The sequence below is a fragment of the Neorhizobium galegae genome (assembly GCF_021391675.1).
GTDB classification, from domain to species: Bacteria; Pseudomonadota; Alphaproteobacteria; order Rhizobiales; family Rhizobiaceae; genus Neorhizobium; species Neorhizobium galegae_B.
Genome location: NZ_CP090096.1, coordinates 51,117 through 71,382, shown reverse-complemented (window position 1 = coordinate 71,382; position 20,266 = coordinate 51,117). Strand labels below are relative to the sequence as shown.

The following is a 20,266-nucleotide window of genomic DNA, read 5'->3' as shown; positions in this document are numbered from 1 at the left end:
CCTCCCCAAGACAGGATGCGGCGCCGTTGCGCGCCGTATCCCGATCCGCGCCCGGCCGCCTCCCGAACTGTCGACGACGTGTTTCGCATGAATGAAGTGACAACAAGACAAGAGGTAGTTGCCGCCCGCGGCATCAAGGTGACCTTCGGCGCCGTCAAGGCACTGGACGGCGCCGACCTTGTCATCCATGCTGGCGAATGCGTCGGATTGGTCGGACATAACGGTGCCGGCAAATCCACGATCGTCAACGTCATCAACGGCGGCCTGAACCCACATGCAGGCGAAATCAGCTATGGCGGTGTCCGCGCCCAGCACGGCATCTCGACCGCGCGAGCCAATGGCCTTCGCTGCGTTTTCCAGGAACTGTCGCTTTGCCCCAACCTGACCGTCAATGAGAACGCCCGCATCATGCACGCGGAACTCGCAGGCTGGAACTGGCGCAGCAGGGCGGGCGCCCTCGTCAAACTGCAGCTGCAGGACATTTTTCCCGGCCACGGCATCGATTGCGACAGCACGATCGACGACCTCTCGATCGCCGAGCGACAGATGGTCGAGATCGCCGTCAGCTTCGCCGGCCTGAACCAGAAGCCGAAACTCGTCATTCTCGACGAACCAACCTCTTCGCTCGACGCGGGGCTGGCGGCGCAGCTGATGGCCTATATACGGAGGTTCGTCGGTGAGGGGGGCGCGGTCCTGCTGATCTCGCACATCCTCGGCGAAATCCTCTCCACCTCGGACCGCATCGTGGTGATGAAGGACGGCCAGGTCGTCGCCGACCGCTCCGCATCGGAGTTCAGCAAACGCAGCCTCGTCGAAGCCATGGGCAACGTGGCGCGCGAAAAGGAGTGGCAGCGCACGGGCGACAAGCGCAACGGGGCGCCGGTGCTTGCCATGCCAGCGCGACGGGGTCACGGCCTTGCCTTCGAAGCCCATCGTGGCGAGATGATCGGCCTTGCCGGCCTCGGAGGCCATGGCCAGACGGAAACGCTTCTCGATCTCTATCTTTCCCGCAACAGCAACTGGTGGCCGGCCCGCCGGAAGGAGATCGCCTTCGTTGCCGGCGACCGCAGCCTGAACGGCATATTCCCGCTCTGGAGCATCCTGAAAAACCTCAGCATCGCCTCGCTCGGCGATTTCTCCTCCCGGACCATCGTGGACCATGACCGCGAAGGCGCGCTCGGCAACGGCTGGAAGAAGCGCATCGAGATCCGCACGCCGGATATGGAAAACCGCATCCTGTCGCTCTCCGGCGGCAACCAGCAGAAAGTGCTGTTCGCCCGCGCATTGGCGACGAGCGCGAGGATCGTGCTGATGGACGACCCGATGCGCGGCGTCGATGTCGGCACCAAGCAGGAAGTGTATGACATCCTCCGCTCTGAAACGGCAGGCGGCCGCACCTTCATCTGGTATTCGACGGAAATGGACGAGATACGTCTTTGCGACCGGGTCTATGTCTTCCGGGAAGGAACGATCGTCGCCGAATTCGCGGGCGACGAGATCACCGAGAAGAATGTGCTGGAAGCCTCCTTCAGCGGAGGCGAAGCGGCATGAGGATATCCACCGGCACGATCCGCCTTGTCATCCCTGCTGTGTCGCTGGCACTGCTGCTCACCGCCGTCTTTTACATGCAGCCGCGCGCCATGAGCTATACCGGCCTGAACCTGCTCTTCAATCTCGCCGTGCCGATCGCACTCGCGACGGTGGCGCAGATGCTTATCATGGCGGTCAACGACCTCGACCTGTCGATGGGCGCCTTCGTCAGCTTCTGCGCCTGCGTGACGGCGACGTTCCTGCAAGACTCTCCGGCGATTGGGGTTCTGATTTTCCTTGGTGCTATTGCGGCCTACGCCGTGATCGGCATTGTCATCCACGTTCGAGAACTGCCCTCGATCGTCGTGACCCTCGGTATGAGCTTCGTCTGGGGCGGGCTTGCGGTCCTTATGCTGCCATCTCCGGGCGGCGAAGCTCCGGGCTGGGCGCGTTGGCTGATGACCTCCCGGCCACCCTTCGTGCCGATGGCGATCGTCGCCAGCATCGTCATCGCGCTGGTCACCCATTTCGTCATCATGCGCTCCTCCGCTGGCGTGCTGATCCGCGGTGTCGGCGGAAATGTCCGCTCGGTCGAACGCGCCGGTTGGTCGGTTATCCGCATCCGTGCGGGAACCTATGCGCTGTCCGGTTTCTTCGCCGTGCTGTCCGGCATCGCGCTCGTCGGTCTCACGACTTCGGCGGATGCCAATATCGCTCTGCGCTATACGTTGCTGTCGATCGCGGGTGTCATCCTCGGCGGCGGCGAGTTCGTCGGCGGCAAGGTCTCGCCGATCGGCGCCGTCATCGGGGCGTTGACCTTGACGCTCGCCGGTTCGTTCCTGTCCTTCATGCGCATTTCTCCCGACTGGCAGATCGGCGCTCAGGGAGCAATCCTCATCGTCGTGCTGGGGCTGCGCCTCCTCCTCAACCGGCTGGAAAAGCGGGAGAAGAGCCGATGAACGGCGCACGCCTTCTCCTCTCCAAACCCTGGATCTGGTCTTTCGTGGCCACGATTGCCGTCTGGATCGTCACCGTCCTCTTCACCGGCGGAGCAAGCTCGCTCGGTCTGTCGCAGGCGGCCCTTACTTTCGCAGCCTTCTCCGTCATCGTCGGCCTTGGCCAGATGTTCGTCATAACGCTCGGCCCCGGCAATATCGACCTCTCCGTGCCCGCCACGATGACGCTTTCCGGCACGCTGGCGCTGAAGCTGATGGACGTACAGGACGGCATGATCGTCGTCGGCCTACTGGTTTCGATCCTGCTAGGCTTCGGGATCGGCATCGCCAATTACGTGCTTATCAAGCTGCTGCGCATTCCGCCGATCATCGCGACGCTGTCCATGAGCTTCATCATCCAGTCGACGGCGATCTGGACGAACCGCGGCCTGCGCATCAAGCCCCCGGAGATACTGGCGGGCTTCACCACATCCAATCTCTTCGGCGTCCCCAATATCGCCATCGTCGCGCTCATCCTCTCTGTCATCGCCTGGATTCTCCTCGAGAAGACAATCTATGGCCGGTGGATCTCGGCGATCGGTCAAAGCACCTTTGCCGCCCGCATGACCGGGATTCCGGTCGACGGCACGCGGCTCGTCACCTACATTCTTTGCGCGGTCCTCGCCTCGATCTGCGGCTACCTGCTTGCGAGCTTCTCCGGCGGCGCGGCACTCAATATGGGTTCCGAATACCTGCTCATGTCGATCGCCGTCGTCGTGATCGGCGGTACTGCCGTCGCGGGTGGCAATTCCAACATTCCGGGCATATGGGGCGCCTCGCTCTTCATGTTCCTTGTCGTGTCGATGCTCAACACCTATGGCTTCGGCGCCGGGTTCCGCCTCATCCTCACCGGCCTTATCATCATCGCCGTCATTCTCCTCGCCGGCGGCCGTCAAGCCAACCGATGAACAAACCCCAATCGGACACATTCCCATGCCGCAGAAAACCTCCATCTACGAGATTCACGATGAAGCCTTCCGGCAGTTGATCGTCGGCAGCGCAGCGCTCGAGGAACTCTATTCCGACTGCCGCTGGGCCGAGGGACCGGTCTGGTTCGCGGACCTGAATTGCCTGATCTGGAGCGACATCCCAAACCAGCGCATGATGCGCTGGGCGCCGGAGGGCGGTGTTTCGGTGTTCCGCTCGCCATCGAATTTCGTCAACGGCAATACGCGCGACCGTCAGGGCCGACTGGTTTCCTGCGAGCACGGCGGCAGACGCGTGACTCGTACCGAGATCGACGGGTCTATCACCATTCTGGCGGACCGCTACCAGGGGAAGCGGCTCAACTCGCCAAACGACGTCGTGGTGCGCTCGGACGGCAGCGTCTGGTTCACCGATCCGACCTACGGCATCAAGTCCGACTACGAAGGTTACCGGGCCGAGCCGGAGCAGGATACACGTAACGTCTACCGCCTCGATCCGGTGAGCGGTGACCTTGAGGCGGCCGTCACCGATTTCGGACAGCCGAACGGCCTTGCCTTCTCACCGGATGAAACAAAACTCTACGTCGCCGACTCCGCCTCCAGCCACGACGTCAAGGCGCCACGGCACATCCGGGTGTTCGATGTCATCGACGGCAGGCGCCTTTCCAATGACCGGATTTTCTGCAGCCTGGACAACGGCCTGCCGGATGGTTTCCGTGTCGATGTAAAGGGAAACGTCTGGACGAGCGCCGGCGACGGCGTGCATTGCTTCTCGCCGGACGGAGTGCTGCTCGGCAAGATCCTTGTACCGCAGACGGTTGCGAATCTCACCTTCGGCGGCCCGCGCAGGAATAGGCTGTTCATCACCGCCAGCAAATCGCTCTATTCCGTATTCGTGGCGACTAACGGCGCAGCATTGGGCTAATTGCGTCGCTTGGCCTGGATAGTCCGGCTTTTGCTTGAGACGACAAAGCTGTCTGTACTCCTGTTCAAAGAGGCGACTTCCGCCGAGCGAAACTCCGCGCCCTAGCGCGTACCTGACTTCGCATCGGTTCGACCAGCTCGTATCCAGATATCTCGTCTGGGTGACCGGCGTGGTTGCGGGTCATTGGGATCGTGACCGCTCGCCAGCGCGATCGGAAAGGCGATTTCACTTGCGTAGGCCCCGTTCTTCGCTCGCCGCCGGAACACTTGGGCGCGGCGATAGTTCCATGGCGCCGGCTTCGTGATCTGCACGGGAGCCGGGAGAAAGGGAGCGCGATGGATCAGATCGATGGATTATTTCCTTGGAAGTCAGTTCGATGAGACGAGAGGGATCGAAGGCCCTGAATGAACAGGATGAGCTTGCGAACCAATACGGGGTGGAGGCGAAACGGCCGTCGCCAAGCGGCGAGGAAGTGCCTGTCTCGGAAATCGGTCGGCGCAAAATACTGTCGGCATTGAAGGCGCTTCCGCCTGCGCAGTCCTCTCAACTCGCTTCCGACCTCCCGAAATGTTTCCTCCCCGATTTCGCGAGCACCGATCGCGTCTGGGGACTGTCGTGCCAGCTTTACGAACTAAGGTCGGGACGGAACTGGGGTATCGGCGATTTCGCAGACCTCCGCTCGGTGATCGATCTGGCAAATGCCTGGGGAGCCGACTTTGTCGGCCTCAATCCTCTTCACGCCCCTTTTCTTGCCGCACCCGACCGATGCAGTCCCTACGAACCTTCGAACCGGCGGTTTCTCAATCCGCTCTATATCGCCGTCGACGGGGTTGAGGGTTTTACCGCGTCCCCGGAAGTGCAGGGCGAGATCGAGCAATTACGCCTTGCGCCGCTGGTGGATTACCGACGGGTGGCGCGCATAAAGCTCGATGTCCTGCGCAAAATCTGGCGGAGTTCGCGAGATTTGCGAAGGGAAAAGAGCGGCGACGATCGCGAATTCTCGAAGTTCCGTCGCGACGGCGGCGACGATCTCCGCCTTCATGCGCTGTTCGAAGCCATCTCCGAAGCCCAAGTCGTTTCGGGTGGAGAGGCGGGCTGGCATCGCTGGCCGCAACAATACCGTGATCCGAAAAGCGAGGCCGTGTCGCGCTTCGAAGAAGAACACGCCGATGAGGTGGAGTTTCACATATGGCTTCAATGGCTGGCGCATCGGCAGCTCTCGGAGGCTGCCGATCACGCGCAGGGCCTGGGGATGCGTATAGGGCTATACCTCGATGTCGCCGTCGGCGAAGCTCTCGACGGCTCCGGGACCTGGAGTAACCGCCAGATTTATGTCCAGGGAGCGAGCATCGGTAGCCCACCCGACCCGATGGCCGCCGGCGGGCAGGACTGGCAGCTGGCGGCGTTTCATCCGTCGGCGATTGCCGAAGGCGAGCCATCACCGTTCGAAAAGCTGATGTCCTCGGTCATGCGATACGCCGGTGCTGTCCGTATCGATCATGCCGCCGCCCTGCGCCGGCTATTTCTGGTGCCCGCGGAGAATGGACCCGATCAGGGAGCCTATGTCAGCTATCCTCAGCGGTCGTTGATCGCCACGCTGGCGGCGTTGTCTAAGAGATACCGCTGCGTGGTGATCGGCGAGGACCTCGGTAACCTGCCGAAGGGTTTGCAAGCCCAATTGGCAGCAGCAAATATTCTCTCTTATCGGATAATATCCTACGAGCAGACCAAGAGTGGGTTCAAGCTGCCCGAGGATTATCCGTCCCTCGCGCTTGCCTGTGTATCGACCCATGATCACCAGACATTTGCCGGATGGTGGAAGGCGGCAGACGTCGAGATGCGCATCAGCCACGGGCTTGTTTCCGGCGATGCTGGCCGCCAGCAGATCAGGGACCGGAAGAGGGAACGGCGACAGGTTCTGCGGGCATTCAAGACGGCCGGACTCCCAGACGCCGTGACGAGCGAAGCGACGGCACGCGAGAACGACATTCCGGCACTGGCTGTCATGGCGCACCGTTTCATCGCGAAGACGCCTTCGTTGTTCGTGGCAGTGCGATTGGCCGATGTGACGGACGAGAAACAGCCTACCAACGTGCCAGGGACCAGTGACACCTACCCGAACTGGAAACCCAAACTATCGATGACCCTCGAGGAACTGGCGGGGTTGGCCGATACCCATCCCATCATCGTCGCGGTCGGCGAGGAACGTCATCCTACACGCGCCGGTCGACCCGGTCAGGTAGACGTGCATAAGCAATCGATCCGGAGGTGAGGGGAAGACAATCACCATGTCTCGGAGCTTGGCAGCTCACGCTACTACTATCGCCGGCGCCCTTGAAAACACCGCGAGCGGGAGATCGGTGACACCATCGTTCGGCCGTCGACGCGGCCTGCTTGGCCAGGAGCATGCAAAGCGATTGTAAGGGAAGGACCTGCAATCCAACCCCACTGCTTCTCAGGCACGGCATCGTGCTTCGGCATCTGTGTTCAAAGAGGTGGGAGAGGCCGGCGGTCGTCAAGTGATGCGCCGGCATCTCACTGGCTTCGCCTTTTCGGCTCAACCCCGTTTTGTAGTCTAAACGCGCATTGCCGATTAGAGGGCGCTGACGTTTTCGGCTTTTGACTTTCCAGTCTTGCGGTCCTGGCCTAGCTCGTAGCTTACCTTTTGCCCCTCTCTCAAAGATCCGCCTCGTTCCAGTGCAGAGACATGCACAAACACATCCGCTCCACCATTCTCGGGCGTGATGAAGCCAAACCCTTTGTCTTCGTTGAAAAATTTGACAGTACCGGTAGGCATGAAGGCTCCTGATGTTTTGCACGGCCATTGCCGCGAGCGGGAGCCTATAGCTCATTCTCCCCGCTTTCAAGGCATGTGCGACTTCGTTGTTAAGTAGAGGGGCTTTGTTGGGTGTTTAGCGGCCAGGCCGAGGTTTTCGGAAGTGAGCCGTCATCAGGATGTTAACAAAGGTAAATACCTAAATTCCCGGGATATCTTTTTTGGATGGCGCATGGGGCGGGGCAGATCGCTGCAGAACAGCTGTGTCCGGCCGTCGGGCCATTCAGCCGGGTGCAGATAACGGCCATGAAGGGAATAACCGATGGAACGTTTCTTTCGACAGATGAGCGGACTGAGCGCGGCCACCGCCCATCTTCGCGGTCTCATCGCCATCGCTCTGGTGCTTTGCCCAACAGTGGTCATGGCCGATCCGATCCGCGGGGCTGGATCGACCTTTGCTGCGCCAATCATCGCCAGATGGGCCGAGAACTACGAGAAGGCCCGCATGGACGACGGCGATTTCAGTTCGCCGGACTGGACCGTCGACTATGAACTGGTGGGCTCCCTGGCTGGATTGATGCGCCTCGACCAGCCCGAACTCGACTTTGCTGCATCAGATGTGCCTGTTTCACATGAGGAATTGGCGAAGCATGGTCGTCAGCAGTTTCCGATCGTGCTCGGCAGCGTGGCTGTCGCCGTCAACCTCGACGGGATCGAGAAAAGCGGGATCAACCTTACCGGACCTGTTCTTGCCGACATCTATTTGGGAAAGATCAAGTCCTGGGCCGATCCTGCGATCAAGGCCGTAAACCCCAATATCGCGCTCCCCGACTTGGCGATTAGCGCCGTCACGCGCAAGGACGGCTCGGGTACCACCTTTATCTTCACGGAGTATCTGTCGTCCGTCAGCCCGGAATGGAAGGCCACCCATGGTGCGGGTACCCTGATCAAGTGGCCCGTCGGAGCCTCGGTGGAGGGCACCCAGGATCTCATACGCGCCGTGCAGGCGACCAAGGGCGCCATCGCTTATGCCGATTTCGGCCAGGTGAAACGGGCAACTCTCCCCTACGCGGCCATCGGCAACAAGGCGGGCAAGTTCGTGAAGCCGGGGCCGGAAGGTGTGCGGGCCGCCGCAAGCGCGGCCTCCTGGGATGAAGCGAAAGATTTCGCCGTGTCGTTGACCGACCAGCCGGCGGAGGGCGCCTATCCGATCGCCGGAGCAACGTTCGCAGTCGTTTCCAGGAAAATAGGACCGAACAGGTTCGGGCGGGTTCAAGACTTTTTCCGCCTCGCATTCGAAAGCGGTGGCAAGGACGCCGAGGCGCTGGGCTACGTGCCCGTGACGCCGCAAATGGTCAGCCAGATCGTCAAGTATTGGCTGAAGAAGGACACTGCCGCCAGCCAGTAGGCTGGTGCTTTCGTAGCCAGGTTTTTCACTCCCGGCTCCGGTCGGTTGCGAAAGGCCTCATCGCATCGTGCCGCCACGGCGTCAAAAGGGGTTAGGCGTTATGAATATTGATATCTTTAAGGATATCCTGGTTCCCGTCATCGGCGGCCTCGGTATTTTCATGCTTGGTCTCGAGTTCATGTCGAACGGCATCCAGGCACTCTCCGTCAACAAGATGCGGGCGTTCCTCGCCAAGGCTGCGGGTACGCCGATCAAGGGCGTAATCGCAGGTACGGTCATCACCGGCGTCATCCAATCCTCCACGGCCATGACCGTCATGGTCGTCGGACTCGTGAATGCGGGCGTCGTCGGCCTGCGGCCGGCCATCAGCGTCATCATGGGTGCCAACATCGGCACGACCCTTGGAAACGGCCTGATCGCCCTGCCGCTTGGTCCCCTCGGTCTGATCTTCGCCGGCACGTTCTCGCTGGTCTATTGTTTTGCCAAGAGCGAGAAGGTGCGCAACGTCGCACTGGCCTGCATGGGTTTCGCGCTGATCTTTTATGGCCTCAATCTGATGACGGGAGGCCTTCGGCCTCTGCGCAACATACCGGAGGTCATGGCCGTTCTGTCGACGTTGACGGCGGACTCCTATTATAACCTGATCAAATGCGTGCTGATCGCCGCCGGCGTCACCGCCATGATCCATTCCTCGTCCGCGACGATCGGCATCGTCATGGGTCTCGGCGCGGCCGGCGTCCTCGATTGGACGACGGCGGTTGCCTTCTCGCTGGGTGCCGATCTGGGGACCACGATCACCTCGTGGATCGCCTCCCTCAATCTTTCGAAGAATGCCAAACGCGCCGCCTACGCGCATATGTCCTTCAACATCATCGGCGTCTGCATCACCGTACCGTTGTTCTTCGTCTCGATCGACGTGCTGGCATGGGCGATGCAATGGTTCGGCGGCGATCCGGGTGTCGCCGTCGTGATCGAGGGCAAGGAAACGTTTCCGCTGGTTCCCGTGGCCGTCGGTCTCTATTCCACGTTCTTCAACGTCTTCAACACGGCGCTGCTGTTTCCCTTCGTCGGCGTGTTCGACCGGGTCCTGTCGCGGATCGGGCGCACGGATGCCGAGGATGCGGAGGACTATTCGACGCCGAAATTCCTCGACCGCAAGCTTGCCGGCAACTTTGCCCTTGCGGTTCCGGCAGTGCAGAAGGAAACCGCCCGGCATCTTCAGGCCGGCGCCATGTTCCTGGACATTGCCCGTTCCGCCAAGTCGGCACCCTCCGATCCGGGCGAACACTATCTCGCCACCGATATCCTCAGCCGCGATATTCGCGACTATACCGCATCGCTCATGAAGGAAGACTTGCCCTACGAGCAGCTCGATCTGGTGGCGAGCCTGATCGAGGAGGCGGATTTTACCGCGGCCCTGACGGAATCGATGCATCAGGTCGCCCGGCGGGTAAGGCGTGAAAAGTTCAGCAGCCAGGCCCAGGCGATCGTCGATGTCGCGTTGAACAAGCTGGGCACTGCCCTGCAGGAAATCATGCCCGATCACGGCGTCAGCCGTCCTGACATGCCGGCCGGCCATGTCAGCCTCCCCGAAGTCGAGGAACTGCGTGCCCGCACGCTGGCGCTCGGACCCAATGCCGGCGCTGCGGAACGCGGCACCATCCTTGCGCTGCTCGGTTCGATCGAACGGGCGCAGATCCTGATCCACCGGATCGATGCGGAGCGCAAGTCTGTGAACCGGCAGAGCATCCTGTCGCGCGTGCCGCGCCAGCGCGACGAACAGGCTCGTCCGGTCAGCAACGAGGGCGGGTTCAGCCCGATGCCCGCCGAGTAACGGACATTGCCGTCAAGATCTGCACGTGGCATCTTCGCGATAGAAGATGCCACGTCCTCGCGTTAAGGGATGACGGCTACCCGTTGCCGCTGCGCAATCTCTTAACCGACGGAGGCTCGAATGAGCGTTGGCTTGATCGCCCTTCTTGACGATGTCGCGGCCTTGGCGAAAGTGGCTGCCGCCTCGCTCGACGATATCGCCGGACAGGCGGCCAAGGCCGGCGCGAAAGCGGCAGGCGTCGTCATCGACGATGCGGCGGTCACGCCCCGCTACGTCACCGGATTTTCGGCCGAACGCGAATTGCCGATCATTGGCAAGATCGCGCTTGGTTCGCTAAAGAACAAGCTTCTGATCCTGCTTCCCGCCGCGCTCGTCTTAAGCCTTGCCGCGCCCCAGGCCATCACGCCGCTGCTGATGATCGGTGGACTCTACCTCTGTTACGAGGGTGTGGAGAAAGTCTACGAAATGCTGCTGCCGCATGCTGCTCACACCCACGAAACAGCCCTTGAAACAGCAAGCCTCGGCGCCCGGTCGCTCGAAGACGAGAAGGTTGCCGGCGCGATCAAGACGGATTTCATCCTCTCGGCCGAAATCATGGCCATTACGCTCGCCGCGGTGCCGTCGGGCAGCGTCATCACGCAGGCCTTTATCCTTGCGGTCGTGGGATTGAGCATAACGGCCATGGTTTATGGTGGCGTGGGGTTGATCGTGAAGGCCGACGATCTGGGTCTGATGATGGCGCGTGCGCAGACGGCGCCGCCGATGGGGTCGTTCGTGCGCGGCATCGGACGAGGGCTTGTCACCGGTATGCCTTATTTCCTGAAAATGCTGGGTATCGTGGGAACGGCCGCGATGATCTGGGTCGGCGGCGGCATCATCGTTCACGGGCTCGAGGCTTATGGTCTCGGTGGTCTTGCGCATCTGATCCATGATGCCGGGGAGGTGACCGCGCATGCGATCCCCGTTCTGCCTTCCGTGCTGCGCTGGATCGTCGAAGCGGCAGGAGCGGGCATCGTCGGTATCGTCCTCGGCTTTATCACGATCCCGGTCGCAAGCTACGTTATCTCGCCGATGTGGCGATATTTCAAATCGCTCCTGCCGCGTCGCCTGCGCAAGCAGGCATTGGTGGACGAAAAAAGTGAATGCTGGGCATCGGCAGCAATGATCGATGGGCGGACGGGCGCGGCATCGTTGAAGGCATCAGATCCAGCGAGCGCGCTTGAACCGTATGAAAAGCGCGATGCACATGACGGCGATGACTGCCAAAACGACAAAATAGCCGTAGCTGGTTTTCAGCTCCGGCATATTGTCGAAATTCATGCCGTATATGCCGGCGATCGCCGTCGGAACCGCGAGAATGGCGGCCCAGGCCGCCAGTTGCCGCGTGATTGTGCCTTGTCTTTGCTGTTCCAGCAGATTGCTCGCCTCGAAAACGGACGTGATCACGTCGCGTAAGCTTGCGACCATCGTCTCCACGCGGTGCATGTGCTGAAGTGCATCCCGGAAATAAGGTTTGGCTTCCCTGTCAAGCGACGGCAAATCGAGGTGATAGAGTTTTCCGCAAAGGTCGAGCATCGCGTCCAGCACCCGCTGAAACAGGATGATTTCCCGCCGCAGCTTGAAAATGCGCTTGATCTGGTTGCGGTCCAGAAATGCATCGAGCATCTTTCTTTCCATGTCGAGCACGGAATCCTCGATCGTGCGGACAATGGGAAGATAGCCGTCGATAATGAAATCGAGAATGGCGTGCAGGATGTAGTCGGTACCATGGCACAGCGTCAGCGGCGATGTTTCCAGCCTGCCGCGCAGCTCTTGATGTCCGCGCTCCGAGCCATTGCGGACCGTTATGATATAGCGCTTGCCGACGAAAATCGCTGTTTCCCCATAGGTGATGTGGTCGGCTTCCAGCTGCGCCGTCTTCGCGATGACGAACAACTGATCGTCATAGACGCTGAGCTTCGGCATCTGCAGCGGACTGAGCGCGTCGGCGATCGAGAGTTCGTGCAGGCCAAAACGGCTTTGCAGCATCAAAAGGTCGTCGCGGGTGGGCTTGTGCAGGCCGATCCACACGAATTCGTTGTCCATTGCGGGGATCGCCGCCTCGTCGAACGGCACGGCTTCAACTCGCCGGCCGTCGCGATAGAGAAAAGATGCGGCGACGCTCATGCAGCCTCCTGGATTACCATGATCATGCGGCGCCCTTCGGGCATGCCTTGCGATGTGATACCCGCAATCTCACGACCCTTTTGTGACTATGCGACACCGACCGCCAGGTTTGCCGGATCGTGGTCAAGCATCATCACCTGTGACGCACCTTTGTGGAGTTTCGGTCGGCGCCGTGATATGAGACGGCTATGACCTTATCGAACGATTTTGATTGCCAGTCATGCGGTGCGTGCTGTTCGTTTTCCGCCGATTGGCCACGATTCTCCATGGAAAGCGAAGCCGCCCTCGATCTGTTGCCGGCACGTTTCGTCGCTGCGGACGAAGGAGGAATGCGTTGTGAAGGATCCCGTTGTTCTGCATTGTCAGGGCAGGTCGGCGTCGGCACATCCTGCATGGTCTACGATATCAGGCCTGACGTTTGTCGCGAGTGCCTTCCGGGAGACGATGCCTGCTTGATGGCGCGTGACGCTTTCGCATTGAATTCCGCGTAGAGTTCGCCGACATTTCTGTCCCGTCCCGGCGATCGGATGCAGACTATCCACCGCGTCTCAGGTGGTCCACCGGCCGATCCCCGAGGCGTAGGTACACGGGTCGGTCCTAAATCGCCAAAAACCTACATCTGCGACATGTCATCCAGCAGGTTCTGAGCCAGTTCGCTGATGGCGGTTTCCGCTTCTTCCAGGCTCCAGCCGACGTTTTCGGCGCGTTTTGCAAGGCCGGCCAACACGGGCGGCAGATTGCCGCCAGCCGTCGCCACGATATCGTCCGGCGTCAGTCCCTTTGCAAGCTGAAGAAAGACTTGCTCCAGGGCTTCCTGGCAACCGATATCCCTGTCCGGATAGGGTTCGGAACTGCGCGGCCTGTTCAATACAACCATATGACCCTCATCTTACACCGCCGCCTGAGCGGTTGGCGAACAACTGCGGCCCAGGCCGCGTCCGCCGCCACCAGGACGGCCCATCGATATTTTCTGCATATACGAATGAAGGGCCCCGATCGATCGGGGCCCTTCATTGCAGAAGACGTGATCGAGTTCCCGACGGGAACTCGTTTACATCATGCCGCCCATGCCGCCCATGTCAGGCATGCCGCCGCCGGCTGCATCCTTCTTCGGCAGGTCGGCAATCATGGCTTCCGTCGTCACCAGCAGGCCGGCAACCGAAGCCGCGTTCTGCAGAGCCGTGCGAACGACCTTGACCGGATCGACGATGCCCATGGCGATCATGTCACCGAATTCGCCGGTCTGAGCGTTGTAGCCGAAGTTGTCGGTATCGCTTTCCAGGATCTTGCCGACCACGATCGAGCCTTCGCCACCGGCATTCTCAGCAATCTGGCGAACCAGGGACTGCAAGGCCTTGCGGATGATGCCGATGCCAGCATTCTGATCGTCGTTCTCGCCCTTGATGTCGAGAACGATCGAAGCGCGAAGCAGGGCCGTGCCGCCGCCAGGCACGATGCCTTCTTCGACCGCTGCACGCGTTGCATTGAGGGCGTCGTCGATGCGGTCCTTCTTTTCCTTGACTTCGATTTCCGTCGAGCCGCCGACGCGGATCACGGCAACGCCGCCGGCCAGCTTGGCAAGGCGTTCCTGCAGCTTTTCGCGGTCGTAGTCCGAGGTGGTTTCCTCGATCTGAGCCTTGATCTGGCCGATGCGTCCGTCAATATCCGCCTTGGTGCCCGCACCATCGACGATGGTGGTGTTTTCCTTGGTGATCGAGACCTTCTTGACGCGGCCGAGCATCTCGAGCGTGACGTTTTCGAGCTTGATGCCGAGGTCTTCCGAGATCACGGTGCCGCCGGTCAGGATCGCCAGATCCTCCAGCATGGCCTTACGGCGATCGCCGAAGCCCGGAGCTTTGACAGCAGCGATCTTGAGACCGCCACGCAGCTTGTTGACGACGAGCGTCGCAAGAGCTTCGCCTTCGACGTCCTCGGAAATGATCAGCAGCGGCTTGCCGCTCTGGACGACTGCTTCCAGGATAGGAAGCATCGCCTGCAGGTTGGAAAGCTTCTTTTCGTGCAGCAGCACGTAGGCATCTTCCAGCTCAGCCACCATCTTTTCGGCATTGGTGACGAAATAGGGCGACAGGTAGCCGCGGTCGAACTGCATGCCTTCGACGACTTCGAGTTCGGTTTCGGCGGTCTTGGCTTCTTCAACCGTGATGACGCCTTCGTTGCCGACCTTCTGCATCGCGTCGGCGATATACTGGCCTATTTCCTTCTCGCCATTGGCCGAGATGGTGCCAACCTGGGCAATCTCTTCCGATGTGTTGATCTTCTTGGCCTTGGCAAGCAGGTCCTTGACGACGGCGGTAACGGCGAGGTCGATGCCGCGTTTCAGGTCCATCGGGTTCATGCCGGCTGCAACGGCCTTGCCACCCTCGCGAACGATCGCCTGGGCAAGAACGGTCGCAGTCGTGGTGCCGTCACCGGCGATGTCGTTGGTCTTCGAAGCGACTTCGCGGACCATCTGGGCGCCCATGTTCTCGAACTTGTCGTCCAGTTCGATCTCCTTGGCGACGGTAACGCCGTCCTTGGTGATGCGCGGAGCGCCGTAGGATTTGTCGATCACGACGTTGCGGCCCTTCGGACCGAGCGTCACCTTCACTGCGTCGGCAAGAATATCGACGCCGCGCAGCAGCTTCTCGCGTGCATCACGGCCGAATTTGATCTGTTTGGCAGACATGGAAAAACTCCCGGGCCATTGGCCCCATGGTCTTCGTCAAAAGGAAATAAGGAAGCGGCCGAAAATCAGGCGATGACGCCCATGACGTCTGCTTCCTTCATGATCAACAGGTCTTCGCCGTTGAACTTGATCTCGGTGCCGGACCACTTGCCGAACAGGATGCGGTCGCCGGCCTTGACATCGAGGGGAACGATCTTGCCGCTCTCGTCGCGGGCGCCGGTGCCGACGGCGACGATCTCGCCTTCCTGCGGCTTTTCCTTGGCGGTGTCCGGAATGATGATGCCGCCCTTGGTCTTTGCTTCAGCCTCGATACGACGCACGACGACGCGGTCGTGCAACGGCCGAAAATTGGTATTGTTCATTTTGGGTTCCTTAGCGAGAGCGCAGCCCAATGGCGGGTTCCCGATCGGATATCCTTAGCAGTCTTATGCCGGGAGTGCTAGCGCCATTCGTGCCTTGGTGGTGATCCGGCATCGGCGGCGACGCCGTCTCTCTTTGCCAGAGGACGGGCGGCCGACATCGAGACCGCCAGCGGGTCACTGCCGTATGTTTAGCAAAAGCCGTTGAGCTTGAGGATCTTATGGGCGTCGATCGACGCCTGAAGCTGATCCTCCGAGTTGCGCTCTCCGTGGTTCGCATCCGGATGATGCATCTTGAGCCTTTGCTTGTAGCGGCTTCTGATCTCCTCCGGCGTTGCATCCGGCGAAAGGCCGAGCGTCTCGAAAGCCTTGGCTTCCAGTACCTTGAGCTTGCGTCGCTGAAGATCCGCGTTTGCGGCCTGGCGTTGTGCAGCGCTTTTGCGTGCGTTCGTCGCCTTTGCGGAACCGGAGCGGGCCATGGAGGGGAGCGGCATCTCCGAGGCTTTTTTGATACCGGTGCCCCAGGTCGGGCGGCTGCCGCTTGCCGCTTCCCTCTGATAGCGCGCGATCAAAGGGTCGGAGAGATTTGGCGCAAAGTTATAACCTTTGGTGTATTCCTTTACGTGCTCAGGACAGAACAGCAGATAAAGCCCTTCGGCATCCCGCCCGACAGGAGCGCGATGAGTGCCACCTTTTTCGCATCCGTCCCACTGGCATTTCGGATGGTTTGGTTCGTGGTGCGGAGCCGGTTTTTTGCGGATCGACCGTAGGCCGACAAATATCTTTGAATCAGACGTCATCGCGCCTTATATGGCGGTCCTGCGCCAGCAGGCAAGGAGTATGGACAGGCCAACCGCAGACCAGTCCGTTGCTGTGACAGTTCCGCGCTCACCCGAGCGGGTCGAGGTCACCAGTGAGAGTCCTTTCGGCAAGTTGTTGTGCCTGGAATGCAAATCCACAGGGCGCCAAAACTAAAAGTTGACATGCGGATGGATAACCTCTATTTACGGTTTATCGATCTTTTGCTTGCTGAACTTTGGTTTCCGCGCGATTGGCACCGCGCCTGACGAACTTCCCTTTCAAAATCAATCGCTATCACCATCCACAGGGCTTTGGCTCTGGGGTCACTCAATCTTGCTTTGAAAGGGTTCATCATCATGACCACAGGCACAGTTAAATGGTTCAATTCCACCAAGGGCTTCGGCTTTATCCAGCCTGACAATGGCGGCGCTGATGCGTTCGTACACATTTCTGCCGTCGAGCGCGCCGGAATGCGGGAAATCGTCGAGGGCCAGAAGATCGGCTACGAACTCGAACGCGACGTAAAGTCCGGTAAGATGTCGGCTTGCAACTTGCAGGCTGCCTAACCAAAAGCGGCTTCCGCTTTGACCACGGATGTACTGGCACCGCTGGAAGCTGATTTTTTAAGGGCCGGGCACCATGTCCGGCCCTTTTTGGTTTTCGATCCTGCATAGTTTGCAAACAGGAGCAATCATGACGCACAGCAAGACCCGGCAGCAGGCCGAGATGGCCTTCGACCAGGTTCAATCGCAGTTCTTCGCGCGCGACCACGCGGTCGAAGAGCTTGATTATGTCGCGCAGGTACGGGAGGCGAAGACCCTGCGTCTTCGTGAAGCCCGCCTTGCCAGGGAAGAGCGTGATCGGAATGCAGCGCTCGCCATCGCGCTCGCGAAGCGCGCGAAACAGAGACAGGTGTGAGCAACGCCGTGACCGAGAGTCGCCTCACCGAACATCCCCAATGGGGACTGGAGCAGTTGCGCAACGCAATCCATGCGGCGGGCGTGGCCTTGTGGTCTTGGAACGTGGACACTGACCGTTTCGTTATGGACGGTCACGGCTTTACTCTCTGGAACGTCACACACGATGTTTCCCTGACGTTCGAGCATCTGTCCGAGAAAATACATCCCGCCGACAGGGACCGGGTGAGGGCGGCTTTTGTCGCGACACGCGCCGTGATCGGCCCTTACGAGATCGACTTCCGCATACTCGTTGGATCGGACGTGCGATGGGTATCGGCACGGGGACAAGGCAGTGATGCGGGCATCAAGAACCGGGCGATGACGGGTATTTTCCTGGATGTCACGGGGCGCAAGCAGGCCGAAGAAAGCCACGAGCTCCTTGCGGGCGAAATGAGCCACCGCGTCAAGAACCTGCTTGCCATCGCGTCGGGTCTAACTCTGATTACCTCACGATCCTCTGCGTCCATCGAAGACATGACGAAGCAGCTGACCAACCGGCTGACCGCACTCGGCCGGGCGCACGATCTTGTTCGGCCGCTACCGAGTGGCCAGGGCGATGCTGCGCTTCTCGGAGACATCTTTACCGTTTTACTCGCTCCATATGATGACGACGGAGCATTTGCCGGAAGAATTAGAGTAGCCGTTCCGCGTCTCGGCGTCGGTCAGGCGGCTGCGACGGGTCTGGCACTTGTCGTCCACGAACTGGCAACCAACGCCTTGAAGTATGGCGCACTATCGGTGCCGGAAGGCGCGCTCGATGTCTCGGGTACGATGGTTGGGGACGACGTCGAAATTCGCTGGACGGAAAGAGGAGGACCTGAAGTCAGCGCCCCGGAGGGGCCTGGCGGATATGGAAGTGAGCTTCTCCGCCGCACGCTGGCTGGCCATCTTGGCGGCGCCCTCGATCACGTATGGTCTACGGAAGGATTGCTCGTGACCCTGCGCATTGATGGCGTTCGACTGTCGCGCTAGCCTTCAATGAACGGACACGCCTGCACTGCAGCGTCGGTGCCTTCTAATATTTGACCTTTTCCATTGATGAGCTGCGGAAACGCGGCGGTTTGGCCGGCTGTTCGGAATATCCAACCCGCTAATGATCCTTCGTCCGTTTCTTTCGGGCCGCTTGAATACTATGCTGATAGATGCTGGCCATCATCGCCGAGGCGATATAGAAGCCAGATTCAGCAACAGGCAGATTGCAATGGATGACTCGATCAAGATAGACAATCGCGGCGACTTCGGGCTCTGGGCCATCGAGGTCGCCAAGCAGATCGTCAGCGAACAGGGTTTTGACCTGGCCAACGCGTCGCGGAGCGGCACGGAGGACGAGCTACGCGTCGCCGGCAATGCGCTGGGGCAGGCGATCACCAATGCACTCATCGAGGTGTATGACGGTCTGCTCGAAGGCGCGCCAGAAGAATAGGGCGCGGAATCGGGCCGGGAAACTGGGAAAGGCCGCCGCGGGCGGCGCCCTTTCCGATTGCAATAGAACAGGCGATTATTCGGCAGGCTGGCCCGACGGTATCAATACCGCGTTTTCGGCGTCGGCGCCGCCCGCCATGGCAGTAGCAAACTGTGTCTGGTCCAGCTCGTTTTCCCAGCGCGCGACAACAACGGTCGCAACCGCATTGCCGATCAGGTTCGTGAGCGCCCGGCATTCCGACATGAAGCGATCAATGCCGAGGATCAGCGCCATGCCGGCGACCGGCACGGATGGAACGACCGAAAGGGTCGCCGCCAGGGTGATGAAGCCGGCGCCAGTAATGCCTGCAGCCCCCTTCGAGCTCAGCATCGCGACCAGCAGCAGCAGGATCTGGTCGCCGAGTGTGATCGGCGTGTCGGTCGCCTGGGCGATGAAGAGCGCGGCAAGCGTCATATAGATGTTTGTGCCGTCGAGATTGAAGGAATAGCCAGTCGGAATAACAAGGCCGACCACCGAGCGCTTGCAGCCGGCGCGTTCCATCTTTGCCATCAGGCCGGGCAACGCCGCTTCCGACGAGGAAGTGCCGAGCACAAGAAGCAGTTCTTCCTTGATGTAGCGGATGAGTGAGATGATCGAAAAGCCGTTGTATCGGGCGACGGCACCGAGGACGACCAGAACGAAAAGGAGCGAGGTAAGATAGAAAGTGCCGATCAGCATGGCAAGATTGGCAATCGAACCGATGCCGTATTTGCCGATGGTAAAAGCCATGGCGCCGAAAGCGCCGATCGGGGCAGCCTTCATCAGGATGGTCACGAGACGGAAGATCGGCGCGGTCAATGCCTGCAGGAAATCGAGGACGGGACGGCCGCGTTCGCCGACCATGCCAAGAGCGATGCCGAACAGAACCGAGAAGAACAGCACCTGCAGGATATCGCCCTGTGCGAAGGCGCCGACGATCGTGTCCGGGATGATGTTCATCAGAAAGCCGGTGATCGTGGCGTCATGGGCCTTCGCCGTATAGGTCGCCACCGCCTTGGCGTCGAGCGTGGCCGGATCTATGTGCATGCCGGCGCCGGGCTGGACGATATTCGAGACGAGGAGGCCAACGGCGAGCGCGAGCGTCGAAAAGGCCAGGAAGTAGATCATCGCCTTGCCCGCGACACGCCCGACCTTCTGCAGGTCGGCCATGCCGGCGATGCCGGTTGCCACCGTCAGGAAGATCACCGGCGCGATAATCATCTTCACCAGCTTGATGAAGGCATCGCCGAGCGGCTTCAGCGAAGCGCCGACATCCGGGTAGAAATGACCGAGCAGGATGCCGGCGGCAATCGCCACGAGAACCTGAAAATAAAGGTGGCGGTAGAAAGGAAGTTCGTCGTGCGTTGGCACATCGGAGATAGTTGCGTTCATCATGTCCTCCATGGCGCCCCAACCAATTGGCCTCCCGGGGCGGTGACGTTAGTGTTACCGCAGGTGTG

Annotated in this window: 19 protein-coding genes and 1 pseudogene; 13 read left to right on the top strand and 7 right to left on the bottom strand. The window is 60.3% G+C overall.

The genetic code is table 11. The features are described from left to right. Nucleotides 1-87 precede the first annotated feature (87 nt). The 5 genes from LZK81_RS23195 to malQ all read left to right on the top strand — a co-directional run bounded on the left by LZK81_RS23195 (nt 88) and on the right by malQ (nt 6,648). Nucleotides 88-1,551 carry a sugar ABC transporter ATP-binding protein gene (locus LZK81_RS23195; protein WP_233957432.1) on the top strand — a complete coding sequence of 488 codons (1,464 nt, stop codon included), beginning with the start codon at nt 88-90 and terminating at the stop codon, nt 1,549-1,551. After that, nucleotides 1,548-2,489, top strand: coding sequence for an ABC transporter permease (locus tag LZK81_RS23190; RefSeq protein WP_233957431.1), 942 nt, complete (start codon nt 1,548-1,550; stop codon nt 2,487-2,489). Before LZK81_RS23195 ends, LZK81_RS23190 begins: the two co-directional genes overlap by 4 nt. Further along, complete coding sequence (locus LZK81_RS23185; RefSeq protein ID WP_233957430.1) at nt 2,486-3,433, top strand: ABC transporter permease; 948 nt, start codon at nt 2,486-2,488, stop codon at nt 3,431-3,433. Before LZK81_RS23190 ends, LZK81_RS23185 begins: the two co-directional genes overlap by 4 nt. A gap of 25 nt (nt 3,434-3,458) precedes the next feature. Beyond that, entirely contained in the window at nt 3,459-4,376 is a 918-nt protein-coding gene (locus LZK81_RS23180; RefSeq protein WP_233957429.1) for an SMP-30/gluconolactonase/LRE family protein, read from the top strand. A gap of 376 nt (nt 4,377-4,752) precedes the next feature. Further along, a complete protein-coding gene (gene malQ, locus LZK81_RS23175; protein WP_418936530.1) occupies nt 4,753-6,648 on the top strand; it encodes a 4-alpha-glucanotransferase in 1,896 nt (631 codons plus the stop codon). A 321-nt stretch (nt 6,649-6,969) separates the two neighbouring features. Here the strand turns inward: malQ and LZK81_RS23170 are convergent, their stop codons facing one another. Then, nucleotides 6,970-7,173: a cold-shock protein gene (locus LZK81_RS23170; RefSeq protein ID WP_037079265.1), complete on the bottom strand. Its 204-nt coding sequence runs from the start codon at nt 7,171-7,173 to the stop codon at nt 6,970-6,972. Nucleotides 7,174-7,474: 301 nt separating this feature from the next. On the opposite strand from LZK81_RS23170, the gene pstS reads away from it, so the two are divergent. The 3 genes and pseudogenes from pstS to LZK81_RS23155 all read left to right on the top strand — a co-directional run. After that, a complete protein-coding gene (gene pstS / locus LZK81_RS23165; RefSeq protein WP_233957427.1) occupies nt 7,475-8,560 on the top strand; it encodes a phosphate ABC transporter substrate-binding protein PstS in 1,086 nt (361 codons plus the stop codon). A gap of 100 nt (nt 8,561-8,660) precedes the next feature. Beyond that, complete coding sequence (locus LZK81_RS23160; RefSeq protein WP_233957426.1) at nt 8,661-10,394, top strand: Na/Pi cotransporter family protein; 1,734 nt, start codon at nt 8,661-8,663, stop codon at nt 10,392-10,394. 120 nt (nt 10,395-10,514) lie between these two features. Then, nucleotides 10,515-11,534: pseudogene (locus tag LZK81_RS23155) on the top strand (DUF808 domain-containing protein); the annotation flags it as partial. A gap of 60 nt (nt 11,535-11,594) precedes the next feature. On the opposite strand, the gene LZK81_RS23150 reads toward LZK81_RS23155, so the two are convergent. Next, nucleotides 11,595-12,560 carry a magnesium and cobalt transport protein CorA gene (locus tag LZK81_RS23150; RefSeq protein ID WP_233957425.1) on the bottom strand — a complete coding sequence of 322 codons (966 nt, stop codon included), beginning with the start codon at nt 12,558-12,560 and terminating at the stop codon, nt 11,595-11,597. Between the two features lie 188 nt (nt 12,561-12,748). On the opposite strand from LZK81_RS23150, the gene LZK81_RS23145 reads away from it, so the two are divergent. Next, nucleotides 12,749-13,051, top strand: a complete 303-nt coding sequence (locus LZK81_RS23145) for a YkgJ family cysteine cluster protein (protein WP_080955013.1) — start codon at nt 12,749-12,751, stop codon at nt 13,049-13,051. A gap of 122 nt (nt 13,052-13,173) precedes the next feature. Here LZK81_RS23145 and LZK81_RS23140 read toward each other — a convergent pair whose 3' ends face one another. The 4 genes from LZK81_RS23140 to LZK81_RS23125 all read right to left on the bottom strand — a co-directional run bounded on the left by LZK81_RS23140 (nt 13,174) and on the right by LZK81_RS23125 (nt 16,405). Further along, entirely contained in the window at nt 13,174-13,437 is a 264-nt protein-coding gene (locus LZK81_RS23140) for a hypothetical protein (RefSeq protein ID WP_105428071.1), read from the bottom strand. A 174-nt stretch (nt 13,438-13,611) separates the two neighbouring features. Continuing rightward, nucleotides 13,612-15,246, bottom strand: a complete 1,635-nt coding sequence (gene groL / locus LZK81_RS23135) for a chaperonin GroEL (RefSeq protein ID WP_233957424.1) — start codon at nt 15,244-15,246, stop codon at nt 13,612-13,614. Between the two features lie 65 nt (nt 15,247-15,311). Next, nucleotides 15,312-15,608: a co-chaperone GroES gene (gene groES / locus LZK81_RS23130; protein ID WP_233957423.1), complete on the bottom strand. Its 297-nt coding sequence runs from the start codon at nt 15,606-15,608 to the stop codon at nt 15,312-15,314. Nucleotides 15,609-15,796: 188 nt separating this feature from the next. Beyond that, a complete protein-coding gene (locus tag LZK81_RS23125) occupies nt 15,797-16,405 on the bottom strand; it encodes a J domain-containing protein (protein WP_233957422.1) in 609 nt (202 codons plus the stop codon). A 357-nt stretch (nt 16,406-16,762) separates the two neighbouring features. Here LZK81_RS23125 and LZK81_RS23120 point away from each other — a divergent pair, with 357 nt between their 5' ends. The 4 genes from LZK81_RS23120 (at nt 16,763) to LZK81_RS23105 (ending at nt 18,788) form a co-directional block, all read left to right on the top strand. After that, nucleotides 16,763-16,972, top strand: a complete 210-nt coding sequence (locus tag LZK81_RS23120; RefSeq protein WP_037079037.1) for a cold-shock protein — start codon at nt 16,763-16,765, stop codon at nt 16,970-16,972. Between the two features lie 127 nt (nt 16,973-17,099). Then, nucleotides 17,100-17,324: a hypothetical protein gene (locus LZK81_RS23115; protein WP_105402738.1), complete on the top strand. Its 225-nt coding sequence runs from the start codon at nt 17,100-17,102 to the stop codon at nt 17,322-17,324. Beyond that, entirely contained in the window at nt 17,321-18,337 is a 1,017-nt protein-coding gene (locus LZK81_RS23110) for a sensor histidine kinase (RefSeq protein ID WP_233957421.1), read from the top strand. Before LZK81_RS23115 ends, LZK81_RS23110 begins: the two co-directional genes overlap by 4 nt. 229 nt (nt 18,338-18,566) lie before the next feature. Further along, the gene (locus LZK81_RS23105; protein WP_037079042.1) at nt 18,567-18,788 is read left to right on the top strand and encodes a hypothetical protein; all 222 of its coding nucleotides are present in this window, start codon (nt 18,567-18,569) and stop codon (nt 18,786-18,788) included. A gap of 75 nt (nt 18,789-18,863) precedes the next feature. Here the strand turns inward: LZK81_RS23105 and LZK81_RS23100 are convergent, their stop codons facing one another. Beyond that, complete coding sequence (locus tag LZK81_RS23100; RefSeq protein ID WP_418936516.1) at nt 18,864-20,210, bottom strand: dicarboxylate/amino acid:cation symporter; 1,347 nt, start codon at nt 20,208-20,210, stop codon at nt 18,864-18,866. Nucleotides 20,211-20,266 lie beyond the last annotated feature (56 nt).